At 44.1% G+C, this 24,280-nt stretch carries 19 protein-coding genes; 17 read left to right on the forward strand and 2 right to left on the reverse strand.

The features are described from left to right. The first annotated feature begins 7 nt into the window (after nucleotides 1-7). The 6 genes from KNL20_RS05105 to KNL20_RS05130 all read left to right on the forward strand — a co-directional run bounded on the left by KNL20_RS05105 (nucleotide 8) and on the right by KNL20_RS05130 (nucleotide 9,282). A complete protein-coding gene (locus KNL20_RS05105; RefSeq protein ID WP_230399542.1) occupies nucleotides 8-1,300 on the forward strand; it encodes a glycoside hydrolase family 125 protein in 1,293 nt (430 codons plus the stop codon). Nucleotides 1,301-1,325: 25 nt separating this feature from the next. Then, nucleotides 1,326-2,144: an aldo/keto reductase gene (locus KNL20_RS05110; protein ID WP_230399543.1), complete on the forward strand. Its 819-nt coding sequence runs from the start codon at nucleotides 1,326-1,328 to the stop codon at nucleotides 2,142-2,144. A 12-nt stretch (nucleotides 2,145-2,156) separates the two neighbouring features. Further along, a complete protein-coding gene (locus KNL20_RS05115) occupies nucleotides 2,157-2,633 on the forward strand; it encodes an NUDIX hydrolase (RefSeq protein ID WP_230399544.1) in 477 nt (158 codons plus the stop codon). Between the two features lie 651 nt (nucleotides 2,634-3,284). Beyond that, nucleotides 3,285-5,768, forward strand: a complete 2,484-nt coding sequence (locus KNL20_RS05120; RefSeq protein ID WP_230399545.1) for a CoA-disulfide reductase — start codon at nucleotides 3,285-3,287, stop codon at nucleotides 5,766-5,768. Between the two features lie 123 nt (nucleotides 5,769-5,891). Next, on the forward strand, nucleotides 5,892-7,664 hold the full coding sequence (locus KNL20_RS05125) for a sensor histidine kinase (RefSeq protein ID WP_230399546.1): 1,773 nt from the start codon (nucleotides 5,892-5,894) through the stop codon (nucleotides 7,662-7,664). Beyond that, a complete protein-coding gene (locus tag KNL20_RS05130) occupies nucleotides 7,654-9,282 on the forward strand; it encodes a response regulator (RefSeq protein WP_230399547.1) in 1,629 nt (542 codons plus the stop codon). Before KNL20_RS05125 ends, KNL20_RS05130 begins: the two co-directional genes overlap by 11 nt. Before the next feature lie 4 nt (nucleotides 9,283-9,286). Here KNL20_RS05130 and KNL20_RS05135 read toward each other — a convergent pair whose 3' ends face one another. After that, the gene (locus tag KNL20_RS05135; RefSeq protein WP_230399548.1) at nucleotides 9,287-10,192 is read right to left on the reverse strand and encodes a CehA/McbA family metallohydrolase; all 906 of its coding nucleotides are present in this window, start codon (nucleotides 10,190-10,192) and stop codon (nucleotides 9,287-9,289) included. Between the two features lie 15 nt (nucleotides 10,193-10,207). After that, nucleotides 10,208-10,678: a DUF6669 family protein gene (locus tag KNL20_RS05140; RefSeq protein ID WP_230399549.1), complete on the reverse strand. Its 471-nt coding sequence runs from the start codon at nucleotides 10,676-10,678 to the stop codon at nucleotides 10,208-10,210. 172 nt (nucleotides 10,679-10,850) lie between these two features. Between KNL20_RS05140 and KNL20_RS05145 the strand changes: the two genes are divergently transcribed. The 11 genes from KNL20_RS05145 (at nucleotide 10,851) to KNL20_RS05195 (ending at nucleotide 24,277) form a co-directional block, all read left to right on the forward strand. Continuing rightward, on the forward strand, nucleotides 10,851-11,762 hold the full coding sequence (locus KNL20_RS05145; protein WP_230399550.1) for a PHP domain-containing protein: 912 nt from the start codon (nucleotides 10,851-10,853) through the stop codon (nucleotides 11,760-11,762). A 13-nt stretch (nucleotides 11,763-11,775) separates the two neighbouring features. Beyond that, entirely contained in the window at nucleotides 11,776-12,546 is a 771-nt protein-coding gene (locus KNL20_RS05150; protein ID WP_230399551.1) for an endonuclease/exonuclease/phosphatase family protein, read from the forward strand. A gap of 27 nt (nucleotides 12,547-12,573) precedes the next feature. Beyond that, nucleotides 12,574-13,326, forward strand: coding sequence for an ABC transporter permease (locus tag KNL20_RS05155; RefSeq protein WP_230399552.1), 753 nt, complete (start codon nucleotides 12,574-12,576; stop codon nucleotides 13,324-13,326). Then, nucleotides 13,308-13,526: a hypothetical protein gene (locus KNL20_RS05160; protein WP_230399553.1), complete on the forward strand. Its 219-nt coding sequence runs from the start codon at nucleotides 13,308-13,310 to the stop codon at nucleotides 13,524-13,526. The genes KNL20_RS05155 and KNL20_RS05160 overlap by 19 nt, the downstream gene beginning before the upstream one ends. A 37-nt stretch (nucleotides 13,527-13,563) precedes the next feature. Further along, nucleotides 13,564-15,312 (forward strand): extracellular solute-binding protein, encoded by a 1,749-nt coding sequence (locus KNL20_RS05165; protein ID WP_230399554.1) that lies wholly within the window; start codon nucleotides 13,564-13,566, stop codon nucleotides 15,310-15,312. A 66-nt stretch (nucleotides 15,313-15,378) separates the two neighbouring features. Next, a complete protein-coding gene (locus tag KNL20_RS05170; RefSeq protein ID WP_230399555.1) occupies nucleotides 15,379-16,278 on the forward strand; it encodes a carbohydrate ABC transporter permease in 900 nt (299 codons plus the stop codon). A gap of 19 nt (nucleotides 16,279-16,297) precedes the next feature. Further along, nucleotides 16,298-17,248: a carbohydrate kinase family protein gene (locus tag KNL20_RS05175; protein WP_230399556.1), complete on the forward strand. Its 951-nt coding sequence runs from the start codon at nucleotides 16,298-16,300 to the stop codon at nucleotides 17,246-17,248. A gap of 14 nt (nucleotides 17,249-17,262) precedes the next feature. Further along, nucleotides 17,263-18,612, forward strand: coding sequence for a family 4 glycosyl hydrolase (locus KNL20_RS05180; protein ID WP_230399557.1), 1,350 nt, complete (start codon nucleotides 17,263-17,265; stop codon nucleotides 18,610-18,612). A gap of 6 nt (nucleotides 18,613-18,618) precedes the next feature. Next, nucleotides 18,619-21,762 carry an alpha-mannosidase gene (locus KNL20_RS05185; RefSeq protein ID WP_230399558.1) on the forward strand — a complete coding sequence of 1,048 codons (3,144 nt, stop codon included), beginning with the start codon at nucleotides 18,619-18,621 and terminating at the stop codon, nucleotides 21,760-21,762. A gap of 15 nt (nucleotides 21,763-21,777) precedes the next feature. Further along, the gene (locus KNL20_RS05190; RefSeq protein WP_230399559.1) at nucleotides 21,778-23,355 is read left to right on the forward strand and encodes a pullulanase X25 domain-containing protein; all 1,578 of its coding nucleotides are present in this window, start codon (nucleotides 21,778-21,780) and stop codon (nucleotides 23,353-23,355) included. A gap of 40 nt (nucleotides 23,356-23,395) precedes the next feature. Continuing rightward, a complete protein-coding gene (locus KNL20_RS05195) occupies nucleotides 23,396-24,277 on the forward strand; it encodes a DMT family transporter (protein WP_230399560.1) in 882 nt (293 codons plus the stop codon). The last annotated feature ends 3 nt before the right edge of the window (nucleotides 24,278-24,280 follow it).

Consider the following 24,280-nt stretch of genomic DNA (forward strand, 5'->3'; position numbering starts at 1 on the left):
TGAACAGATGCAGAAAATGTTAGAGAGAATACCGGATATTCTATCCCTAAGGGGAGCCGAGCTTGCGAATGCATATAAAGAAGTATATCCGGAACTGGCGCCTTTAGTAAAACAGTGTTTTTTAAATACAATCGATACCACTGTAAAAAGACTGGAGGATGACAGCTTCTTTGTAATTACCGGTGATATTCCGGCTATGTGGCTGCGGGACTCTGCAGCACAGGTAAAACCCTATATTAAATATGCCGGCAGGGATCAGGAACTGCATAAAATTATCAAAGGAATTATTCAAAAGCAGGCGGAACTGGTTTGTATTGATCCCTATGCCAATGCATTTAATGAGAGTGCCAACGGTGCAGGTCATAAAGATAATACAAAGTTAAATGATTCTGTATGGGAAAGAAAATATGAAGTGGATTCTTTATGTGCGCCGATCTATCTGTCCTGGCAGTTTTGGAAAGAAACGAGAGAGAAAGATATTTTTGAGGAGAAATATCTGGAGATGCTTCGTAATATTTTAAAAGTATTTACCGCAGAACAGCACCATGAAACATCCGATTACTTTTTTCAAAGAACGGATTGTGTGGAAACTGATACGCTTCCCGTGGAAGGAAAAGGAAATCCAGTAGCCTATACGGGGATGACATGGTCGGGATTCCGGCCCTCGGATGACCGATGTGTCTATGGCTATCTGATCCCTGCGAACATGATGGCTGCAACAGCTCTTAGCTATGCAGAGGAAATCTGCAGAACGATTTATAAAGATGAAGAACTGGCCGGGAGATGCCAAAAGCTTTCAGATGAGATCAGAGAAGGAATTGAAAAATATGGTGTTGTTCATCATGAAAAGTACGGCGATATCTATGCTTATGAAACAGACGGTATGGGGCATTATATTCTAATGGATGACGCAAATTCACCCAGCCTTCTGTCTATTCCCTATCTGGGCTATAAAGATGCTTCGGATGAGCTTTACCGGAATACACGCAGATTCATCCTGTCGGAAGACAATCCTTATTTTTACTCCGGAAGATACGCAAAGGGCGTTGGGAGTCCACATACGCCAAAAGGATTTATCTGGCATATCGGATTAACAATGCAGGCATTAACATCCACGGACAGGGATGAGATATTGGAATGCCTGAAGATGATAGCGGACACCCATGCCGGTCGAAACTATATGCATGAGTCCTTTGACCCGGAGAATCCGGAGAACTTTACCAGAGACTGGTTTGCATGGGCGAATTCCATATTTGCAGAGCTGCTGGATCAGCTGTTGATTCGGGGGTTTTGGCACTGATTATGAAGCAAGAAAAGGAGAAAAAATGCAGACGACCATAAAATTAAACAATGGAATTAAGATCCCCCAGGTTGGTCTGGGAGTATTCCGCGCTTCAACGGATGAGGCCGGGCAGGCAGTTACATGGGCACTTGAGGCAGGCTATCATCATATAGATACCGCAAAAATCTATGAAAATGAAGCCGGTGTTGGAAAGGCGGTTGCTGAAAGCGGTTTTCAGCGGGAAGATTTATTCATTACGACAAAGCTCTGGAACGAGGATATCAGACAAAGGCGGACAAAAGAAGCATTTGCGGAAAGCCTTGCTGCTCTTCGTACAGATTATATTGACTTATATCTGATCCATTGGCCGGCAGAAGGATTTCAGGAGGCCTGGAAGGAGATGGAAGAATTATACCATCAGGGAAAAATCGGTGCGATTGGTGTAAGCAATTTTCATCCCCATCACCTGGAGGAATTATTTAAGATACAGACAGTAAAGCCGGCGGTGAATCAAATAGAGTCTCATCCTTATATGACAAATCAGGAGTTGATCGACTATTGCCAGGGACAGAATATTCAGGCAGAGGTGTGGAGTCCGCTTGGCGGAAAGGATGCGGCCCCGCTTTCAGATCCGACAATCTGCAGCCTTGCCGCGAAATACAACAAAACACCGGCACAGATAATCATTCGCTGGGATATTCAGCGCGGGGTTATCGTATTGCCGAAGTCGATTCACAAAGATCGTATTGTATCTAACTTTGATGTGTTTGATTTTGAGATTTCACCGGAAGACATGCGGGAAATCAGTGCATTGAATAAAAATCAGCGTGTGGGTTCTGATCCGGATAACTTTGACTTTTAGGGGACATATAATATGCGAAGCAATATGACGACCCTGTGTTATATCGAACAGGAAGGCAGATATTTGATGATGCACAGGGTAAAAAAGGAACAGGATGTCAACAAGAACAAGTGGATTGGTGTGGGCGGACATTTTGAAGAAGATGAGTCGCCGGAGGAGTGTCTTTTGCGTGAAGTAAAGGAAGAAACCGGACTGAAGTTGACCTCATGGGAATTAAGAGGGGTTATCACATTTGGAACGGATAAGTGGCAGACTGAATATATGTTTCTATATACAGCCGATGGATTTGAAGGTGAAATCACAGACTGTAATGAGGGCGATCTGGAATGGGTGCCATGTTCAGAGGTATATAGTCTCCCGATATGGGAAGGGGACAAGATATTCTTTAAACTGTTACAGGAGAGAAAGGAATTCTTTTCCCTGAAACTACGCTATGTAGGCGATGAATTGGTGGAGGCAGTACTGGATGGGAAAGAAAAAATTAAATGATATATGTGCAGCCCAAACCGTTCGGATTTTGCATATGGCTCCCTGCTTTATTTCAAAGCAGGGAGCCATATGCCGCTTCTTATAATTATTTCCTTATTGCTTTTTTATGAATTTATATAGGATATCGATATTATTCGTCAGCAGACTGATACATAATACAATTACAAGCAGGAGAATTACACAGATTATGTGTGTTCTCTTGTTCATAGCCAAGATGGCTGCATACTCCCTCAATAAGGCATTATACCAGAAATAGAATTTTGTCTTTGCACCTATCCCCTGTGCTTTCAGATGCACCTTTTTAGCATAAATTCCTGCCCGGAACACATGATAATTTGTGGTAGAAAATAAGATGCGGGTGTGAAGCATGTCTTTTTCTTTACTTTCTATCAGTTCCTTTGAAAAGAGCTTTGAAATACTTATCTATTATAATACAGGATGCATTGCGATTTTTCAATTATAAGTATAACAAAAAGAGGGACAGAAGCACTTCCGGCTTAAACTTTTAATAAACCGGTTCCTCAAGTTATTTTAAGGCCGTATTCCAAATTAAAATTGTATCGAATGTTCGTTGTGTGACGCAGTTACAGAATTTCCCTGAAAAACTGGTACAATTAAAACATCAGACGAAACAGGGAAGGAGCTTGGGTAATGGCGAAAAAGACTGTGATTATTGGTGGTGTGGCAGGAGGGGCTACTACTGCGGCAAGACTTCGCAGAAGAGATGAGTCCATGCAGATTGTTATGTTGGAAAGAGGAGATTATATTTCCTACGCAAACTGTGGGCTTCCTTATTACATCGGGGATGTAATCAAGAGCAGAGACGCACTCTTATTACAGACACCACAGGCGATGAAGGATAAATTCAATATTGATGTTCGAGTATCCAGTGAGGTAATAAAAATCTTACCGGAAGAGAAAAAGATTAAGGTTAAAAATATAAAAACCGGAGAAATATATGAGGAAACTTATGATAATTTGGTTTTAGCAACAGGTTCTTCTCCAATTAAGCCACCGATTCCGGGAATTGATGCAGATAATATTTTTACACTGTGGAACATACCGGATACAGATCACATTAAAGCATATATTGCTGAGAAAAAGGTAAGACGTGCGGCGATTATTGGTGGAGGCTTTATCGGGCTGGAAATGGCAGAGAACCTTCACGGCCTGGGGATCGAAGTAACGGTGATTGAAATGCAAAATCAGGTCATGGCACCGTTTGATCCGGAGATGGCGAACCTGATTCATGAAAACATGAAGAACAATCAGGTTAATCTGATTCTGGGGGATGGGGTGAAAGCCTTTCATCATCAAGGGAATGCCACAAAAGTTGAACTCACCAGCAAAACGGTTGTAGAGACAGATATGGTTCTTTTATCCATCGGAGTACATGCGAACAGTGAACTGGCGAAGCAGGCGGGAATCGCTTTGAATCAACGGGGCGGAGTGATTGTTGATGAGTATCTGCAGACATCCATGCCCGGTATTTATGCAGTTGGAGATGTTATTGAAACCGTACACTATGTAAGCAAAGATAAAGCCATGATACCTCTTGCCGGGCCGGCTAATAAGCAGGCACGTATTCTTGCAGATAATCTTGCCGGAGATAAGAAGACTTACAAGGGGAGCATGGGCACAGCGGTGGCAAAAATATTTGATCTGAATGCTGCCAGCGTAGGACTAAACGAAAAACAATTAAAGTCTATGGGAAAAGTGAAGCACCAGGATTATTACGTGGCTCTGATCAATCAGAAATCCCATGCGGGGTATTATCCGGGAGCAGCCTCACTGACACTTAAGATGCTGTTTGATAAAGATGGAAAAATTCTGGGTGGTCAGATGATCGGTCAGGATGGTGTGGATAAGAGAATTGACACACTGGCGGCGGTCATGGGGCTGGGTGGAACGATTTATGAACTGGCGGAACTTGAACTTGCGTATGCACCGCCGTTCTCTTCTGCAAAAGACCCGGTAAATATGCTGGGATTTGTGGCTGAGAATATTTTGTGCGGTCTGGAAAGCTTTATCGAATGGGATGAATTGGATGCGCTGCTGGCAGATGAGCGTAAAAAACAGGAATATACGATACTGGATGTAACAGAGGATATAGAACGGATGGTCTTTGCGATTCCGGGCTCCCGCCATATTCCATTGGGCCAACTTCGCGGGAGGCTGGATGAACTGGACAGAAATAAACGGATCATTCCATACTGCGCTGTTGGAATACGTTCTTATAATGCAGAGCGTATCTTAAGGCAGAATGGCTTTAATAAGGTGGCCGTATTAGCGGGTGGATCATCGTTTTATAAATCCATGCATTATGACGAGGGAAGGACCGTTCTTAAGGCAGCACAAAAGGAAGAGTCGGAGGAAGAACCGGATTACATACCTGACAGAGAAATAAAAGTGTTAGATTGCTGCGGTTTACAGTGTCCCGGGCCGATTATAAAGGTATACGAGACAATCAGCCAGATGCAGGAAGGTGAAATCCTGAAAGTATCTGCTACAGATATGGGATTTACCGCAGATATTGACTGCTGGTGCCGCCAGACTGGAAACACACGGATGAAGACAGAGCGTCATGACAAAGAATATATTGTTTTTATCAGAAAAGGCGCCCAAAGCGGTCATGCAGAAAAAGGTACGAAGGTTATGGACACCCAACAGGGAAAGACGCTCATTGTGTTCAGCGGTGATCTGGATAAAGTGCTTGCCTCTTTTATCATTGCAAATGGAGCCGCATCTATGGGAAAACCAGTTACTATGTTCTTTACATTTTGGGGGCTGAATGCATTAAGGAGATCCGATGCTCCTTCTGTGAAGAAGCCATTTATGGATAAGATGTTCGGTTTCATGACGCCAAAAGGGAGTAAGAAACTAAAGCTGTCCAGGCTGAACATGGGTGGAATGGGGACGGCCATGATGAAAAAAGTCATGAAGGATAAGAATGTGGATTCGCTGGAAGCACTGATGCAGCAGGCGATGAAGAGCGGAATTCGTCTGGTTGCCTGCACCATGTCCATGGATATTATGGGAATTACAAAGGAGGAATTGCTTGAGGGCGTGGAGTATGCAGGCGTAGCAACTTATCTTGGAGCTGCTGAGGAATCAAATGTTAACCTGTTTATCTGAAAAAATAACAACAAAGCCAGGAATTGATGCTGCATTGATTCCTGGCTTTTGTTGCTTTTAAGATAAAAATGGAGTAAAATAAATGAAAAATTCCATGTAATTGGAATGTCTGGAGAAAAAAGTTTGAAACTGATACATTCAAAACCCATATTTGTACAACTGGTCGTCTTTTCGCTCCTGATCAGCCTGATACCGATACTGATTATCGGTACTTTTTTGTTTAGAAAACTGGAAACCATGGTAGTGAATGAGATGGTGAACTACCATGCGCAGATTACTTCTCAGTATACGAAAAATATAGAGGAAAAACTGGAACAATATCAGAAAAGTCTGAGGTTCATCTCCAATAATACAATGATATTAAACACTCTGGCAGATAGAAGCCAAAATCCGTATGCCAGAGGGGAAACCATCAGTGAAGAGGTAACAAAATCTCTGCTGCTGGAAAAAAACAGCGAGATTAGAAACTGTATGGTTTATTCCATGGTTAAAGAGAATCCCGTATATGGAAACCGGGCTTCTATGATAGAGGAGGCCGGGAGAGAAGTATGGTATCCAAAGGAACAATCCTTAAAGGAGGGCTGGTTTTCCTACTTTGTTTTAGGGAATGAAGAGCCTCTTTTGTCAATTGTAAAAAAAGTAGAGAGTCTGGATACGGATAATCTTACCAGAACTCAGCTTGGAATTGTAAAACTGGATGTTTATATGGCGAGATTATTTGCTCCGGCTCCTTTGAATGATGAGAGCGAAGCAACCTATGATGTGATTGTATACAGCGGCGATTCGGAGATACTATACTCCACAGCCGGAGATACCGAACCGGTTCTTCGGGCATATCTGAAGCACCATGATAAAGAGAATTCAAAGGGTGGATCCCTGCAGGCAGTCAACACCTACGTGGTGGAACAAAAAGACCTGGACAACTATGGGATGAAACTCCTGTTCCTCTTCGACAACAAGGAAGTGCTGGAACGAAGAGCCGAAATTCAGTGGATGGTTCTCCCTCTGGTAGGGGCACTGATTCTGATTATCATCGGTTGTTCCTATATTTACAGCAGGGGGTTTTCTTTGCGCATTGCTCTTTTGCTCCGGAAGTTTCGGACAGCTGAGACAGGAAACCTGACTATTCAGGCTCCGATTGAAGGGAAAGATGAGGTTGCAGAGCTGGACCGGCAATTTACGCATATGCTGCTGAAACTGGATGAGCTGATTAAGAAGAATTATATCCAGCAGCTGGAGAATAAGGAGGCACAGCTTCGTAATCTGCAGCTGCAGATTAATCCCCATTTTCTGTATAATACGCTGGAAACAATCAGCTCTATAGCGGCGGTGAAGCAGGTATTTGTGGTTTGTGATATGTGTCAGAAACTGGGGGAGATTTTCAGGTATAGTCTCGGAAAGGATTACGGTGAGCGTGTAACGCTGGAACAGGAATTGACTCATATCAAAAATTATGTCTTTATTCAGAAAATCAGGTATGGGAACCGTTTTGAGGTTTTTTATAATATCGAGGTGGATGATCAGAAGTATTATCTTCCCAGGTTTATCCTGCAGCCGATTGTGGAAAATGCAATTGTTCATGGTCTGGGTGAACTGACCAGTACAGGAACTCTGGAACTTATCGCTTATGAAAAAGAGGGGATGCTCTGTATCTGCATTGAGGATGATGGGATAGGTATGGATGCGCAGAGTGTAGAAGCGTTAAAAGCTTATATTGACAGTACACAAGCGGATAAAAAGAAGAATAAAAGCATAGGAATCAGGAACGTAAATCAGAGGATTAAATTATCCTGCGGCGAGAAATATGGAATTTTCATAGAAAGCCATCCGTATCAGGGCAGCCGGTTTACGCTTCGGCTGCCTGTAATTAAGGGAGGTGAAACAGATGAGACATAACCTGCTGATTGTGGATGATGAAGAATTAATCCGCCAGGGATTGCGGGCACGGTTGGAGTATCTGGAAATCAATACCGATGAGATATTTGAAGCGGAAAATGGAAGAAAGGCTTTAGAGTCTGTAAAAAACCATTCGATTGACATTGTAATTACGGATATAAGAATGCCGGACATGGACGGACTTACACTGATTCAGGAGATAAAGAAGCTCCAGAAAAACATGCAGTTCGTGGTCTTAAGCGGCTATGCGGAATTTTCTTATGCAGAAACCGCAATTCGGCTGGGGGTAAAGGCATATTTGTTGAAACCTCTGTCCAATGAAGAACTGAAAAAGGCATTTGAAAAGCTGTATCAGGATATGGAGCGGGACTCACAGATCAGAAGTGCCATGTGGATGCAGGGGAGGATGAACCGGGAAAAGCAGGAATACCATCAGGAAAAGGCAATCAATACGCTGCTCTTTGATACTTCGGATGGAACTATGGATTCTAAAGGCTTAAGTGAAGTCTGTGGAATAGATACGGATAACTCTTACAGGGGCATGTTTATGATGCTGGCTGTGATCCATATCAACGGTGAAACCTATGATAATATCAAATTCCACCGGGTGGATTATGATTTAATACGGTTTTCTGTTCGAAATGTTTTCCTGGAACTGGAATCTTCCTGTGAAAAGCGCATTGTGAACAGTCTTTCAGATAATAATCAATTATATGCCGTCTTTTTTATGGAGGATAAAAGGAGTCTCAGGAATGAAGTGGAGCATATTTTTCTTGCGATGCGGTCCGTTCTCGAAAAGAGGATGAGCATCCATCTTACGTTAGGGGTGAGCAGACCCACCCTTCTGCTCGGAAGAAAATCAGCTTCAGAAGCACTTGGTGCGTTGAAACAGAGAATCATCTATGGAAATTCTAATGTGTATTTTTATGAAGATATCGGGATTTTCAGTGAGCAGAGTTTTCCTGTTTCCCAGGTGTGGCTGCTGGATTCCTACCTGGAGCGAAATGAACTTCAAAAAATAAAAAAACTTTTGCAGGAGATTTTTTCGGCAGAATTGATGCGCAAGTATGGTACGCCTTATCTGAGAATCATGTGGGTGCGTATTTTAAATGTGATTCTTCAGCATTACGATAAAAAAGAAAGAAAAGCTTCCAGTATGGAAAAACTGCTGATGAGTTTTGATCTGCCAGATCAGATTCAGTCGGCTTCCGAAATCCAACAGCGTATTATCGATATTATTATGGAGTGCGTCCGTGCAGAAACTGTGAATGACATGGATTCCAGAAGTAAGATCCAGATGGCGGTTCGGTACATTCAGGAGCATTATAGCGAGAATATCGCAATCAATGATTTGGCAATGCGGTTCGGCATGAGTCCCAATTACTTTTCATCTATATTTAAGGCGGAAACTTCACGGTCTGCTGTGAACTATATTACGGAGCTTAAAGTAAAAAAGGCAAAGGAGATGCTGGTGAATTCTGAGCTTAGCGTAGTGGATATTGCAAATAGAATCGGTTATGAAGACAGTCAGTATTTCTTCCGGGTATTTAAGAAACATACAGGTATGACTCCCTTAAGCTACCGGGAACGAAATACTGGTCTCCATGGATTGAAATGATGCCTTACAGGTGAATAACCGGACTGACGCACATAAGGTTTTTCAGTACAGTTCCTTTTTTATAAAGCTTTGGAATAATTATGGCATCCTTTTCAAATTCAGTCACTAAAATCCGGTCATCAGGACGGCAAGTTAAGGTGGCTGAACCGGATTTCAGCGTGATACTGTATTCATCCGGCCGGGCAGGCAGGTAGCCCGATTTTCTTGTCTGATAAATAGAAAAAGAAATCATGCCGTCTTCAATATGAGTTTCCAGTAAGGGACCTTTGCATACCCAGGTTTTTTGCGTGTGGATGGCATCTGTCAGCTCCCGGCACACATCCCCTGCTTCTTCCCCCTGAATATAGGTGGCATAATGTCCGGCAAAGGGATTATTATCATGTAAATCCATGCCGCAGGTGGCAGACAGCTTCTCGCCGGAAAGTACCAGAGATTCCCAGAGAGACAGAGCCTTTTCATTTACAGAAAGCGGTTCCGGATTGTTGAAAATCTCAATAAAGTCACAACAGGAATAGTCGGTAACATGCATTACGAACTGGCATCCCTGTGCAAAAGGCCAGCCAAAGGAAAAGGGGTGAGCGATGCCAACCAGTGCACCTTTGGCACGGGCAGCCTGGAAAAGCAATTCCGGTTTGTGCTTGTTGATGTTTTCCCATGGAACATATTCTCTTAAGTTCAGGCAGAGGATGTGTCCATAGTAGGTTGTATATTCCATGCCTGGAATAAAAGATACAGGCAGGCATGACTCTTCCAGGATGGCCTGGATTTTTTTATGCCCGGATATCGTATTGTGATCGGTGAGAGCAAAAGCATCTACCTGATCTGCGGCCATGAACTCTGTCAGTTCACGGCAGGTGCAGGAAGCATCTGATTCATTGGTATGATTATGTAGTTCCAGTCTTTTATACATGATGAGTTCCTCCTTTTATCGTACCCGTACGGTCAGGGTGTAGTCCGTGTTATCAAGAAGCACTGAAAAAGCCAGGATCGTGACCTTTAGAACTCCTTCGATGAAGGGCTGCGCAATACAGCCTTCCGTAGCTGCTTCGGAAGTAAAGTGCATATGCCGGGTAGTCAGCTGCCGGTGTATACATCCGATAAATTCATCATTTAACATTGCCATTGTATGAATCTCTGTTTTCATCTGGCCGTAGATGGCATCCTCAAGCTCTTCCCGGGAAGCAAAGGTCAGGTCATATTCTTTTTTACAGTAATCAATCAGCTCCTGCTCCAGTTCAGGTGTTATATCTTTGGGAGCAAATGTTCTGGGTCCAAAAGAAAATTCAATATCCAGTTCTTCGTAGGTCTCATCCAGGCAAACGGTATAGGAAATCTGGCCGACAAAATCTTTTGACAGTTTTCCCTGTACCTGGTAGACGGTTTTCATTTCATCCATAGTTATATCTCCACTTTCACGTTTTCTGTTTCAAGAATAAGCAATCCTTTTTCAGATGTCAAGTGTCGGGGGGCAATCGTAGAAATTTCCAGCTTTTTTGAAAGTTATGTACATTATGATAGATATATTTTTCTGATATACTTTGTCTTAAGCTTATGTGAGGAGGATTTATATGGAAAAGAGAACCCTGTATAAAGAGGGAAGCTATAAAAAGGGTAACCTGCATACGCACTCTACCTGGTCTGATGGGCTTAATACTCCCAAGGAGGTCGCAGAGCATTACCGCAGCAGAGGATATGATTTTCTGGCAATTACAGATCACTGGGTGTATGGGATACATTCCAGTCTTTGCAAAGATGATTTTCTGGTGTTTCCGGGGACAGAACTGGATATAGAGCTCCCGGGCAGAAAAGACCACCATCTGGTTGGGCTGGGACTGCCGGAAACAAACAAAATCCCGGAAGGCTATATTTTTTTGGAGGAGCGTGCGCAAAATGTCTTAACTACACCGGAGCGAATAATAGAGTATTTCGGACAGAAGGGAAATGTCACCTTATATGCGCATCCATACTGGTCAAAAGTAGACTCTACAGATATCAAGTATCTGCAAGGACTGATTGGGATGGAAATCTATAATCACGGATCAGAATTCGAATCAAATAACGGCAATTCAGAAACCTACTTTGACCATTTTCTCTTTGTGAGGAACAGGATAAACTGTTTTGCCACAGATGATGCACACAATCTGGAAGCGCATAGCCTGGGTGGATTTGTCATGGTAAAAACCAGGGAGTTTACGCACAGGGGTATCCTGCAGGCATTAAAGGACGGCAGCTTTTTTGCTTCCAGTGGTCCACTGATTGAGGATTTTTATGTGGAGGATCAACAGGCGGTATTAAGATGTGCTCCTTGTCAGGATATTTACTTTCAGACACCTCACCGAGGTGGTCACCTGCACAGTGATGAGGAGGGATTGACAGAAGGAACCTTTGCACTGGAGGGCGATGAGGAATATGTGCGTGTGACATGTAAAGATTCCTATGGAAAAAAGGCATGGAGCCAGCCAATCTGGCTCTGGATATAGGAGGACGAATAACATGCTTAAGCTTGTTACATTCAATATAAGATGTGATTTCAATCAGGATAAGGGCAATAGTTTTCAATACCGTAAACCATTGATTCTAAAGAAAATACAAAAAGAGAAACCCGATTTAATCTGTTTTCAGGAGGTGCTGCCCCATGTGGCTCTGTGGCTGAAGGATGTGTTAGACGATTATTACGTTATGGGATGCGGGAGAAGCGAAACGCTTGAGGATGAACAGGTAGCCATTGCATATAAAAAGAATCGGATAAATCTCATTTCCATGGAAACCTTCTGGCTTTCTCCAAAGCCCTTTATACCGGCAAGCAGATATGAAGAACAGTCCACCTGCCCCCGGGTATGCACGGAAGCACTGTTTGAGGATCTGGAGGAAAAGAAAGTATTTAGACTTTTAAATCTTCATCTGGATCATCAGGGGGTACAGGCAAGAGTTCTGGGATTAAGACAGGTGCTTAAAAAGGCAGAGGAAGCAAGACTGTTTCGCGAAGCGCCTGTGATTCTGGCTGGTGACTTTAATGCCGAACCGGATGGGCAAGAGTTTCTTGAAATGAAACAGCAGCCGGAATATGTGAATATCACGGAAGGAATCGGTGTAACCTATCATGGCTTTGAACCGGAGGACGAATCGGAGTGTATTGATTACATCTATATCAGAAACAGAAAAGACGGACTCAGATGCCGCTCTTTAGAGAAATGGGAAGAAAGAGAAGACGGCGTATGGCTGTCGGATCATTATCCCATCAGCGCATTGCTGGAATGGATTTGAAAATTATGAAAAAGAGGAGGATCTTTTATGCAAGCAGCAGGTGTTGGGAAGCAGAAAAAATATAAGCCGGCAAAACAACCCTTAAGAAAAAGGCTGATTCGTTACTGGCCGCTGTATGTAATGCTTCTGCCTTGTATCATTTACTACATATTAATCTGCTATGTACCCATGGCAGGCTCCGTACTTGCCTTTAAGGATTATTCGTTTAAGAAAGGAATCTGGGGAAGCCCGTGGGTGGGACTTCGGTATTTTAAGACGTTTTTTTCCAGCTATGATGCTCCGAGACTGGTTAAGAATACGTTAAGCGTAGGGGTAATTAAATGTATTCTGGAATTTCCGTTTGCCATTATACTGGCGCTGATGCTCAATGAGCTCCGCAGTATGAAGTTCAAGAAAGTTTCACAGACAGTTACGTATCTGCCGCATTTTCTGTCTTCGGTTATTATTGTTACAATGCTGCAGAGAATTCTTGCTCCGAACACAGGTGTCCTGAATCAGGCGATTTCGGCACTGGGGGGCGACGGAGGTACCTTTTTTCTGATGGATGCAAAATATTTTTTCCGTATTTTGTTTTCCATGGACTTATGGAGAAATATCGGATGGGACTCGATTATCTATCTGGCAGCAATCAGTTCTGTCGACACCTCTCTGTATGAAGCAGCGGATATGGATGGCTGCGGGAAACTGAAAAAGATGTGGCATATTACATTGCCCGGCATACGGGGAACCATAGGACTTTTGTTCATTATGGGGGTGGGGGATTGCTTTCCTCTGGTGTAGAGCAGATCTGGCTCTTACGTACACCTGGCAATATGTCACTGGCAGATACGCTGGATGTCTATGTGCTCCGTACAGGTATTCAGGGAGGACAGTTTGGTTATGCTACTGCCATTGGGTTGATACAGGGACTTGTAGGGCTGGTATTGGTTGTAGTATGCAATAAAATCAGTAAGAAGGTTACTGAGGTCGGACTTTGGTAACATTTTTATAATGAAAATTCTTAAGGAGGTATTACACATGAAGAAGGAAACTTTAAAACGATGTCTGGCAGTGTCCATGGCCGGGGCCATGACGCTTGCAGCACTGGCAGGCTGCGGGGGGCAGGACACTGGCAGTAATGCAAAAAAAGAGGAGGGAAGCAGTGCAGATAACGCTGATAAGCCCGATACCTGGATTGCAGACCGTACCATTACGGTACAGGCTTATGTAAATGATATCGGAGACACGCTTCCGGATGATTTTAATAATACGGAAACGATGAAAAAGATTACAGAGCTGACGGGTATTAAGCTGGATGTCCGCTATACGCCCGGAGACAGTGATTCAAAAGTTCTGGCTTCCCAGCTTGCATCAGGAACCATCCCGGATGTGATTGTCAGCTATCTGGATGATTCCACAAGACCTGAATTTCCTCTGCTGTACAAGGCCGCCAAAGATGGGATGTTTGCGGATGTATCTGATTATATGAAGAACAGTAAGGTGTATTCCAAATATTATGAGGATGATTATCTTCCACAGGATACGCATGATAACATCGTGTTCAGAGATGACCTGGACGGTGTCTATATGTGGCAGATGGATATAGACGAAATTGACCGTTCGCTGGAATATAATCCGGAGGAAGAATACGTAGGCGGTATGTACATCCAGTCGGCTATTGCGGATAAGCTTGGCATTGACCCGAGAACAATTAATACACAGGAGGACTTCTACAATCTTCTGGTTAAGATTAAAGAGGGTGGTTTTAAGGATGATAACGGAAATGATGTATATCCATTGGGACCAAAATATTGGGGCGGTTCAGCTGATCCCCTGAAATTCATTACGGCCGGATATAATTGGGGTGTCAGTGATAACTACAATCTGGATACGGACGGAAAAGTAAAACATATAGCTGAAACAGACTATGTTTATGATCAGATTAACTTCGTAAGAAAGCTGCTTGACGAAGGTCTGATGAATCCGGAGTTCTTTACCATGGATGCCACCCGTGCGGAAGAGGTTTCCAAAAACCACAATTCAGCAATTATGGCAGACGTCCATAATTACGAAGAAATTGTATATGGAAATGATGACTGGGTACCGCTTGGGCCGCTGAATGATATTCAGGGAGACAACAAGGAAGTGGTACACGGTAAATCTCACCGCGGCTGTATGGCAATTTCTGCAGACGCTGAGAATCCGGAAGAGATATTCGAATTCTTTGACTGGCTGTCCTCAAAAGAAGGACAGATCATCGCACAGTATGGTGCCGAGGGAGTCTCCTATGATATGGTAGACGGTTATCCGCGGCTGAAAGATGAAGTTGTAAAAAAATTAAATGAAGGCGATACGGATTATCTGATTAACACGGTTGGTTCCGGCTTCGGAGGTTCAGGAAATTACTTCTTTGAATTTGTACTGACGAATAAAAACAATATCGACAACTTCGGTGAGTCACGTCCCGGAGCATCCGCAGGTGATTCGACTTTCGCAAGGAGCGTGCAGATTGCCAAGGATTATCCGGTGGAGAAGAAACTGATTCCGGGTCTTGACGCTACGGCATATCTGTCAGCAGATGAACTGGCGGATGTAAAGATGCAGATGGAACTTCTGGATTGGAAGGAAACCTTCATACAGGCATGTTTTGCCAAGTCAGATGACGAAGTAAAATCAATTGTTGAGTCCTTCCGCGCACAGTTGAAAGCAGCAGGTGTGGAGAGATTTGAGGATTACGTAAAGAATGTATATGACGAGAATCCGGAATCTGTAACGTTCTATAAGTAAGGTATCATTCCTGCCCGCTCTTTGCGGGCGGGCAGGAATAAAGATAAGGAAAGGATTGGGTAAAGAATGAAAAAACATATAAAGACAAACCCAATGGATCGATTTATTCAGACTTTGATTTATATTATAATTATAGCGCTTTGTCTGATCATTCTGCTCCCGTGTTTGAATGTAGTGGCTCTTTCTTTTAATGATGGAAGGGATGCTGCCCGGGGCGGCGTCTGGTTCTGGCCAAGGGAATTTACATTAAACAATTTTAAAGAGGTATTCAAAGACGGCAGCATCATGAATGCATATGGCATCACGCTGGCAAGAACGGGAATCGGAACTTTTTTAAGCCTTATGGTTACAACGATGGCAGGTTTTGTATTGAAGCAGTATGATCTTCCCGGACGTAAGCTTATCACGATGTTGATTACCTTTACAATGCTGTTTGGCGGTGGTATGATTCCTACATATATTCAGTATAAGAATCTGCATCTGCTGAACTCCTTTTGGGTTTATGTAATTCCCGGACTGGTAAGCGTAACATACCTCATGATGGTGAGAAGCTTCTTTGAGGGGATACCGGATAGTCTGGAAGAATCGGCAAAGCTTGATGGATGCGGATATTTTCAGGTCTATACAAAAATCATGCTTCCTTTAAGTAAACCGGTAATTGCTGTTGTGGGACTGTATACTGCGGTAAATCACTGGAACGACTGGTTTGCAGGAGCATTTTACATGAATGATACGAAGTTGTGGCCGGTCCAGACCGTACTGCAGCAAATGCTGACAAAGGCCATGAACTCTCAGCAGGAGGTTACTTCTGTGGCACAGGCGCTGGCCCATAATACGGCATCCGTAACTTCAGATTCATTGAAAATGGCAGCAGTTGTGGTAACAACAGTACCGATTCTCTGTGTATATCCTTTTATACAGAAGTATTTTGCCCAGGGGGCCATGATTGGTGCGGTAAAGGGATAGAATGTTTAAAGGAGAAAGCATGAACGAAAAAAAATGGGATGTATACGTTTACGGTGACATAAATATTGACATTGTAATACCGGGTGTGGAAAAGTTTCCCGGGCCGGGACAAGAGATGGAGGTCCCGGTCATGGAAACTTTTGTAGGGGGAGGTGCCGCTCTGTTTACGCTCGGCGCAGGTAAACTGGGACTGCACCCGGTGTTCCAGGGAGAAGTGGGAGATGACTGTTATGGGGATTTCATCCGGAAGGAATTTTTGAGAAGCCATGTGGACGATTCTCTTTTACAGACAAGTAAAACACAAAAGACAGGCATTTCTTTAAGTTTTACAGATGAAAAAGACAGATCTTTTTTAACCTATCGGGGAACCAATGAAAGCCTCCATATCGATGCGGTGGACATAGAGAAGGTGAAAGACGCTTCGCATATTCATGTGACAGGTTATGCAGGCTCCTCCAACCATGATTCCTATTTAAGCTTCCTTAAGAGCATGAAAGAGGAGACACAGACGTCCGTTTCCTTTGATCTGGGATGGGATTCCACAGGGGAATGGAAGCAGGAGATCTACCAGTTGTTTCCTTATATAGATATATTGTTTATGAATGAAACAGAGGCACAGCATTATGCAAGGAAAGAAGATGTCAGAGAGGCTGCATTGGATTTTGCGGCATATTGTGGTCTGGCAGTGATTAAGATGGGAAAGAAAGGTTCCATTGCCATAAAAGGCAGGGAAATTTATGAGGCGGACGCCTACACGGTGAATGCCATAGATACTACCGGAGCCGGAGACTCATTTAATGCGGGATTTGTATATGGATTTTTAAAAGGCAAATCTCCGGAAGATTCTCTGCGAATCGGGAATGCCTGCGGTGCATTATCCGTAACCGCACTGGGAGGAAACACAGGGTTTCCTACAGAGGACAGGCTTATGAGGTTTATACAGGAAAGTGAAGCTGTGGTTATAAAATAAAGGAGGATTTCAGGATGAAGATTGCAGTGATCGGAGGAGCAGGCGTACGTACCGTTATTTTTATAAATGGTCTTTTAAAGCGATATAAAAAGTTGCATATCGATGAAGTTGTTCTCTACGATATTCAGAAAGAAAAGCAGAAAATTATAGAAAAGCTCTGCAGGCATGTGGTGAGCAGGGAAAAGGAAGAACTTAAAGTATGGGCAGCGGCCGATCCGGTAGAAGCCGTCAAGGGTGCAGACTATATCGTAACGACCCTTCGTGTGGGCGGGGATTCTTCCAGAGTAACAGATGAGACAATTGCCCTTGATTTGGGGGTTATCGGGCAGGAAACCACAGGAGCAGGGGGATTCTCCATGGCTGTTCGTACCATACCGGTGCTGCTTAATTATTGTGAGATGATAAAAGAACACGCACCTGAGGCGTGGATTTTTAATTTTACAAATCCTTCGGGTCTGGTAACCCAGGCATTACGCAGTGCCGGATATGATAGAATAATCGGAATCTGTGATGCGCCAAGCAGCACCAAATTTCGCATGGCAAAAGAACTGGGTGTGACGGAAGACGAGCTTTATGTGGAATTTTTTGGTTTGAATCATCTCTCGTGGATTCGGAGTGTAAAAAAGAAGGGAGAAGAAATTCTGCCCGAGCTGCTGTCTGATGACGTATTTTTAAAGCATATTCAGGAATTTTCCATGTTTGATCCCGAGCTGCTGCGCGCCATTGGATTCCTTCCCAATGAGTATCTCTATTATTACTACCACAGGGAACAGGCACTTGAGAATATAAAAAAATCCGGAGTGACCAGAGGAAAGACAATTGAAGCTGTCAATGCAAAGATGATGAAGGAACTGCAAGCTATGGATATGGATGCGGATCCGGAAGGAGCACTGCAGATTTTCCTTTATTATATGCAGATTCGGGAAAACTCTTACATGAGTATAGAATCTGGTCTTGAGAAGCGGCCTTTGCTTGAGAAGGGAGCGTTGGAGGTTCCTGATGGTATGGGGTATGCGGGTGTTATGTTGGATTGTATCGAGGGAATGCAAAGTGAAGAAGGGAAATATCTTGTGCTTTCCGTTGAAAATAATGGAAGTATACCGGGTCTTGAGGATCAGGATGTGATTGAAACCACCTGCATGGTATCGAAAGACGGTATTTGCCCTGTCAGGATTGAAGAGGTTCCGGAAGACTGTTATCTGCTGATCCGCCTGATAAAGATGTACGAGAAACTTACAGTGGAAGCTGTGAAAACACGTTCGCGGCAAACAGCCATCAAAGCATTGATGCTGCATCCGCTGGTGAATTCTTATTCACTGGCAAAGCAGCTGGTAGACAGGTATGATGAGGCTTATGGAGGGTAAGATAAGATGCCATTTGATTTTCATAATCGAGACAGAATTAAAAATATCATTGAGGAATTGGAAGGGCTGCGATATAAAGACAGAAGGGACTTGGAAGGACTTTTGTTCTGGGACGATGACGGCAGTACCGGGAATCGGATTTTACAGGGAACAGGCCGGCCGGTGGAAAAAGGATTTTGTTGGAAGGGCTGGGACCGTTATAACTGGCTGACCGTTACTCTGGAGATTCCTCCACAATGGAAGAATAAAGAAGTACTTGGACTGTTTGATTTCGGAGCCAGAATCGGAACAGGAAATAACAGAGATTTTGAGAGTCTTTTATATCTCAATGGAAAACCTTATCAGGCAGTGGACGGGAATCACCATGAGGTTTTTTTAGAGCCGGAGGTAAATGGATATACGCAGGAACTGAAATTTCGTCTTTGGTCGGGACTTAGCGGGGGCGGAATTCCGGAGGAAAACAGGATGGAAATCCGCCAGGTACAGATCGGGATACTGGATCACCCCACAGATGATTTGTATTATCTGGCAAAAGCAGCCATTGAGACTTATGACCTGCTGCCGGTGGGAAATGAATATAAGGAATGGATTCTAAACGTTCTGGTTCGTACCTTTACAAAAGTCAATTATACAGAGCCCGGAAATGAAGCGTTTTACGAGACTGTAAAAGAGGCATTTACTTTTCTGTATTCCGAAATGGACGGAAGGGGAAAACCGGATGTGAACGTAAGTCTGATCGGACACACACACATCGATGTGGCGTGGCTGTGGCGCCTGCGCCATACAAGAGAAAAGGCGGCACGCTCATTTTCTACGGTGAACCGGCTTATGGAGAAGTATCCGGAATACCTGTTTCTTCAGACACAGGCGCAGTTGTACGAATATATCAAAGAAGATTCCCCTGATATATACGCCCATATTCAAAAGCGTGTAAAAGAGGGAAGATGGGAACCTTCCGGTGCCATGTGGGTGGAGTGCGACTGTAATCTGGCTTCCGGAGAGTCCATCATCCGTCAGATTCTTATCGGTAAAAACTTCTTCCGGCAGGAGTTTGAATATGAAAGCGAATACTTGTGGCTGCCGGATGTGTTTGGATATTCCTGGGCGCTGCCACAAATCTTGAAAAAATCCGGTATAAATACCTTCATGACCACAAAAATCAGCTGGAACGATACGAATCGTCTGCCTTATGACACCTTCCGCTGGAAGGGAATGGACGGAACCGAAGTGACGGCTCACTTTATCACAACGACGGACCCCGGCGAGGATTACTATACCTATAACGGGAATACCAGCCCGGATGCAATCAAAGGTGTATGGGAGCAATATAAGAATAAGGATACAAACAGGGATCTGCTGATTTCCTTTGGATTCGGTGATGGTGGCGGAGGTCCTACCAGAACGCAGATAAAGCAGGCAGAGGCCGCCGACAGGATTCCGGGGCTGCCGCATGTAAAGATGGAAATGCCTACGGAATATTTTCGCCGTTTAAACCGGACCTTGGAAGAGAATCCTATGGATGGACATATTCCCGTGTGGGACGGGGAACTATATCTGGAGTTTCACAGGGGAACCTATACCTCACAGGCTTATAATAAAAAGATGAACCGAAGGATGGAATATCTGCTTCGTGATACAGAGATGCTTTCTGTACTGGCCGGGACGGCTGCAGGGGTGCCTTATGACTATGACAGCCTTTTAAAAGCATGGAAAATCGTGCTGTGTCATCAGTTCCACGACATTCTGCCCGGTTCTGCGATCAAGGAGGTGTATGAGGACAGCCATGAGGAATACGCAAGGGCGCTGCAATTGATCAAAGGAACCATGAAAGAGGTAAATCGGGCAATTTATACAGCAGAAGCAGACTGCTATACAGTGTTCAATAACGCAAACTGGATAAGGAGCGGGGCGGCCGTCATTCCTATGAGTGATGCGGAACTTGACAGGTATAGGGGATGTCCGGTGACAGATGAAGGCGGACAGAGTGTAAAAGCAGTCTGGGAAGAAAACGGACTGCATATATGGGCGCAGGAGATAAAGCCCTTTTCATTTGCCACGTTCCGGATTGTGACAGGTGAAACATCTGTGCAGGCAGATGGTATATTCTCCTCTTCTGATGTGGGAGCATCGCAGATTGAAACACCATTTTATACGATTTCCTGGAATGAAAAGGGGCAGCTGAACCGTATCTATGACAAGAAAGCAGAACGGGAGGTTCTCCCTTCAGAGAAATGTGCCAATGTGCTTCAGATTTTTGAGGATAAGCCCAGATGTTTTGATGCCTGGGAACTGGAGCCGACTATTGACTTAAAAAAAGAGACAGTGGAGAATTGCATTAGGGTGAATACCAGAAAGCACAGTCTGGGCTGGGAGGTTGCGTTTCTCTGGACGTATCATAAATCCCGGATTTGGCAGACGATGTGCCTGTATGAGTCAAGTCCGCGGATCGATTTCAGGACAACTGTAGACTGGCAGGAGCGTCAGAAGCTGTTAAAAACCAGTTTTCCGGTGGATGTACGTGCGGTAGACGCCCGATTCGATATTCAAAATGGAAATATTCGCCGTCCGATTACCAGAAATACTACCTGGGAGGCTGCCAAATTCGAGGTGGCAGCTCACAAATGGGTGGACATCTGGGAAACCGGTTACGGGATGGCAGTGCTGAATGACTGCAAATATGGTCATGATGTGAAAGAAGACACCATCCGTCTTACACTTCTGAAATCTGCAGTAGATCCCGATTATACAGCGGATCTTGGAACGCATGAATTTACGTATGCAATTTTACCTCATGATAAGGAATGGTATGAAGCAGGTATTGAACAGCAGGCGTTTGATTTGAACAATCCGCTGACAGGACAGCCGGGAAGAAGCCGTCTGGGAGCTGAAAGCTGGATTTCATTTGACCAGGAAAATCTGGTTGTGGATACACTGAAACGGGAAGAAAACGGAGCACGCATCATACTTCGCTTCCATGAGTTTGAGGGCAGAAGGTGTGTTGTGAAAATCAGCAGCAGACTGCCGATAAAACAGTGGTGTGCATGTAATCTGATGGAAGAAGAGACGGAATTTGTTCAGGAAGAGATTCAGGTGCCGCTTAAACCCTATGAGATAAAAACATTGATGCTGGATATTTTTGATAAAGAATGAGAAGGGGAGAGGCTGATGAATTTTATATTTGATGAAAAGATTTCAAGGGAAGTACTGGAGAATTATCTGTCCCGCTGTGTAACTGCAGCGGGATTATTTGAAAGCCAAACCCTTGCAGATGATCTGCGTGCCATAAAAGATATGGGCGTAAAGTTTCTGGGAAGGGCATCAGGCATCTGGTATATGCCAATGGAGGACGAGGAACATTTTCGTCTTTCCGAAGAGCTGGCAGAAAAAGTTCATGCAGTTGATCCGGAGATTATTCTTCAGGCCTGTGTATTTGAGTGGATCGTGGAACGGATGGAAGAGATTAAGATACCGGCCTACGTATTCGAGGCCTTTGACATGGAGCCGGAAGACAGGAACTTTTGTCTGCAGGATGCATTATTTACCGATGAGTCCTCCGGATTTATAAGCCCCAGAGAGGATCCATGTAAAAATGGTGGAATTCCGGATCTGTCCCGCCGGGAAGCGCAGATGTGGTTCTATTACCGCGCGACCAGATACATTGATTGCGGCTATGAAGCTCTGCATATGGGGCAGGTGCATCTATACACGGCTCATGATCCGGGTATGGAAAAGACAGCATGGCTTTTTGACCTGATCCGTGCATATGCCAGGGTGCATGGGAGACGGCACAAGGTGCTTCTGGATGCGCATACCCATGGTGTAAATATCCGGGGCAAATTATTGTTTGATTATCATGCAATGCCATTTACCAGGGTTCCCCTGCTTGAGATCCCGGGAGAAGAATTAGTTCTGGTGAGAGAAGGTTATAGCGAAGGGGGAGAAAATCCCAATGGATGGTCGGCAGATGCCATGCCTTATCTGATGGAGTATGATAACTGGGGCGGTTTAGTGGTGGATGACCGCGATTCCTTTACAAGGGAAGAACTGGCATGGAAAGATTGGTGGGGATATGATCAGATTGCCTGGTTCGCCAATCAGCCGGAGGAGAGCAGAAACCATTTTCTGGAATATACATATAAGTGGACAGAGATTAACAATCCCAACGCATACTTTGAGCTGCCATTTCGCCGGATGCTGGGAGATGGGGCAGTTACCGTAAAAAGAGCTGATAATAAAGAAATGGATTGTCAGGGTTTCTATCAGATGAACCGGAAAAGTCTGGATTGTCCGATGGGATTTAATCAGGAGGAGACGGCAAAGAGATTGTGGGTAAGCGGACATCAATTGAGAAAAAAGGCAGCAAATCCGGAGATGCTCATTCGTTATGGAGCCGAAGAGGTCTACGATGAAAATACCGGTATGAAGCTTCCGGAAAAAATCGTTGTATATGGAAGCTTTCAGCCCCATGTCGGAGCAGTGAAGAATGATTCCAACAGTGAAGTGACCCGGATGTATTATACGGGAGACAACACCTACACGCTTTCTGTAATATTACCCTTTGCGGGAACCTATGATTATTCGGTGGCTACTTATGGAACCTTGTCGGCTACTTATCAGGATGACAGGTATCCCAGAAGTGGATCCTGCAATAAAGCATATTTCACTACAGAAAAAGATAATACTGTGGTACAATTCAAATATCGGTTTATTACAAACGAAGTAATGGTAGAGAAGTTTGTGTGAACGAATATACTGTAATTGCAGAAAGTGAGGAGAAAGATACGTGAAGAAAAAGCTTGCAGCCGGCAGTCTGGTGATCGTAACGATTATATGGGGCGGAGGTTTCGTAGCAACAGATATGACACTGAAAAGCATGTTTCCCTTTCAGATTATGGCCGTCAGGTTTTTCCTGGCAGCCGTACTTATGGCGCTTGTCAGCATCAATTCTTTAAAAGACATGAGATGGAAAGAAATCCGGGCAGGCATCCCTATGGGGCTTGCATTGTTTGCAGGATTCGCCCTTCAGACAGTCGGGATGCAGTATACCACGCCTTCTAAAAGCGCATTTCTGACGGCATTAAATGTGGTAATTGTACCATTTATCACTTTTATCTTTTTAAAAAAGAAAGTAGGTATCAAGGGAATGATAGGTGCAGTTATGTCTGTGATGGGAGTCGCTTTACTGTCTTTAAATGGAGATCTGTCACTGGGATTTGGAGATACACTGACCCTCTTATGCGCAGCCGCATTTGCTTTCCAGATATTCTTCACAGGAAAGGCAGTAAAGCTGTATCGGGCAACGGTTTTGAATTTTGTACAGATGGCTGTGGCATTTATTCTTTCCGTTATCTTTCTCTTTATCTTTGGGGAGACGGATTTCCATGTGACGTCACAGGGATGGCTTGGTGTGCTGTACCTGGGGGTAATCAGTACAACCCTTTGCTTTTTCCTGCAAACTGCAAGCCAGAAGTATGTGGAGGAGACTAAGGCGGCAATTATCCTGTCCATGGAATCGGTTTTCGGAACTTTATTTTCTGTCCTTATTCTGCACGAGATCATTACCCCGCGTATGGTCACGGGATGTATGATAATATTGGCGGCCGTAATTATTTCAAATTCTTCGGAAGCACCGGAAGCGGAGCCGGAGAGGCAATATGAAACATAAGAC

This window comes from Novisyntrophococcus fermenticellae, assembly GCF_018866245.1.
GTDB lineage: Bacteria > Bacillota > Clostridia > Lachnospirales > Lachnospiraceae > Novisyntrophococcus > Novisyntrophococcus fermenticellae.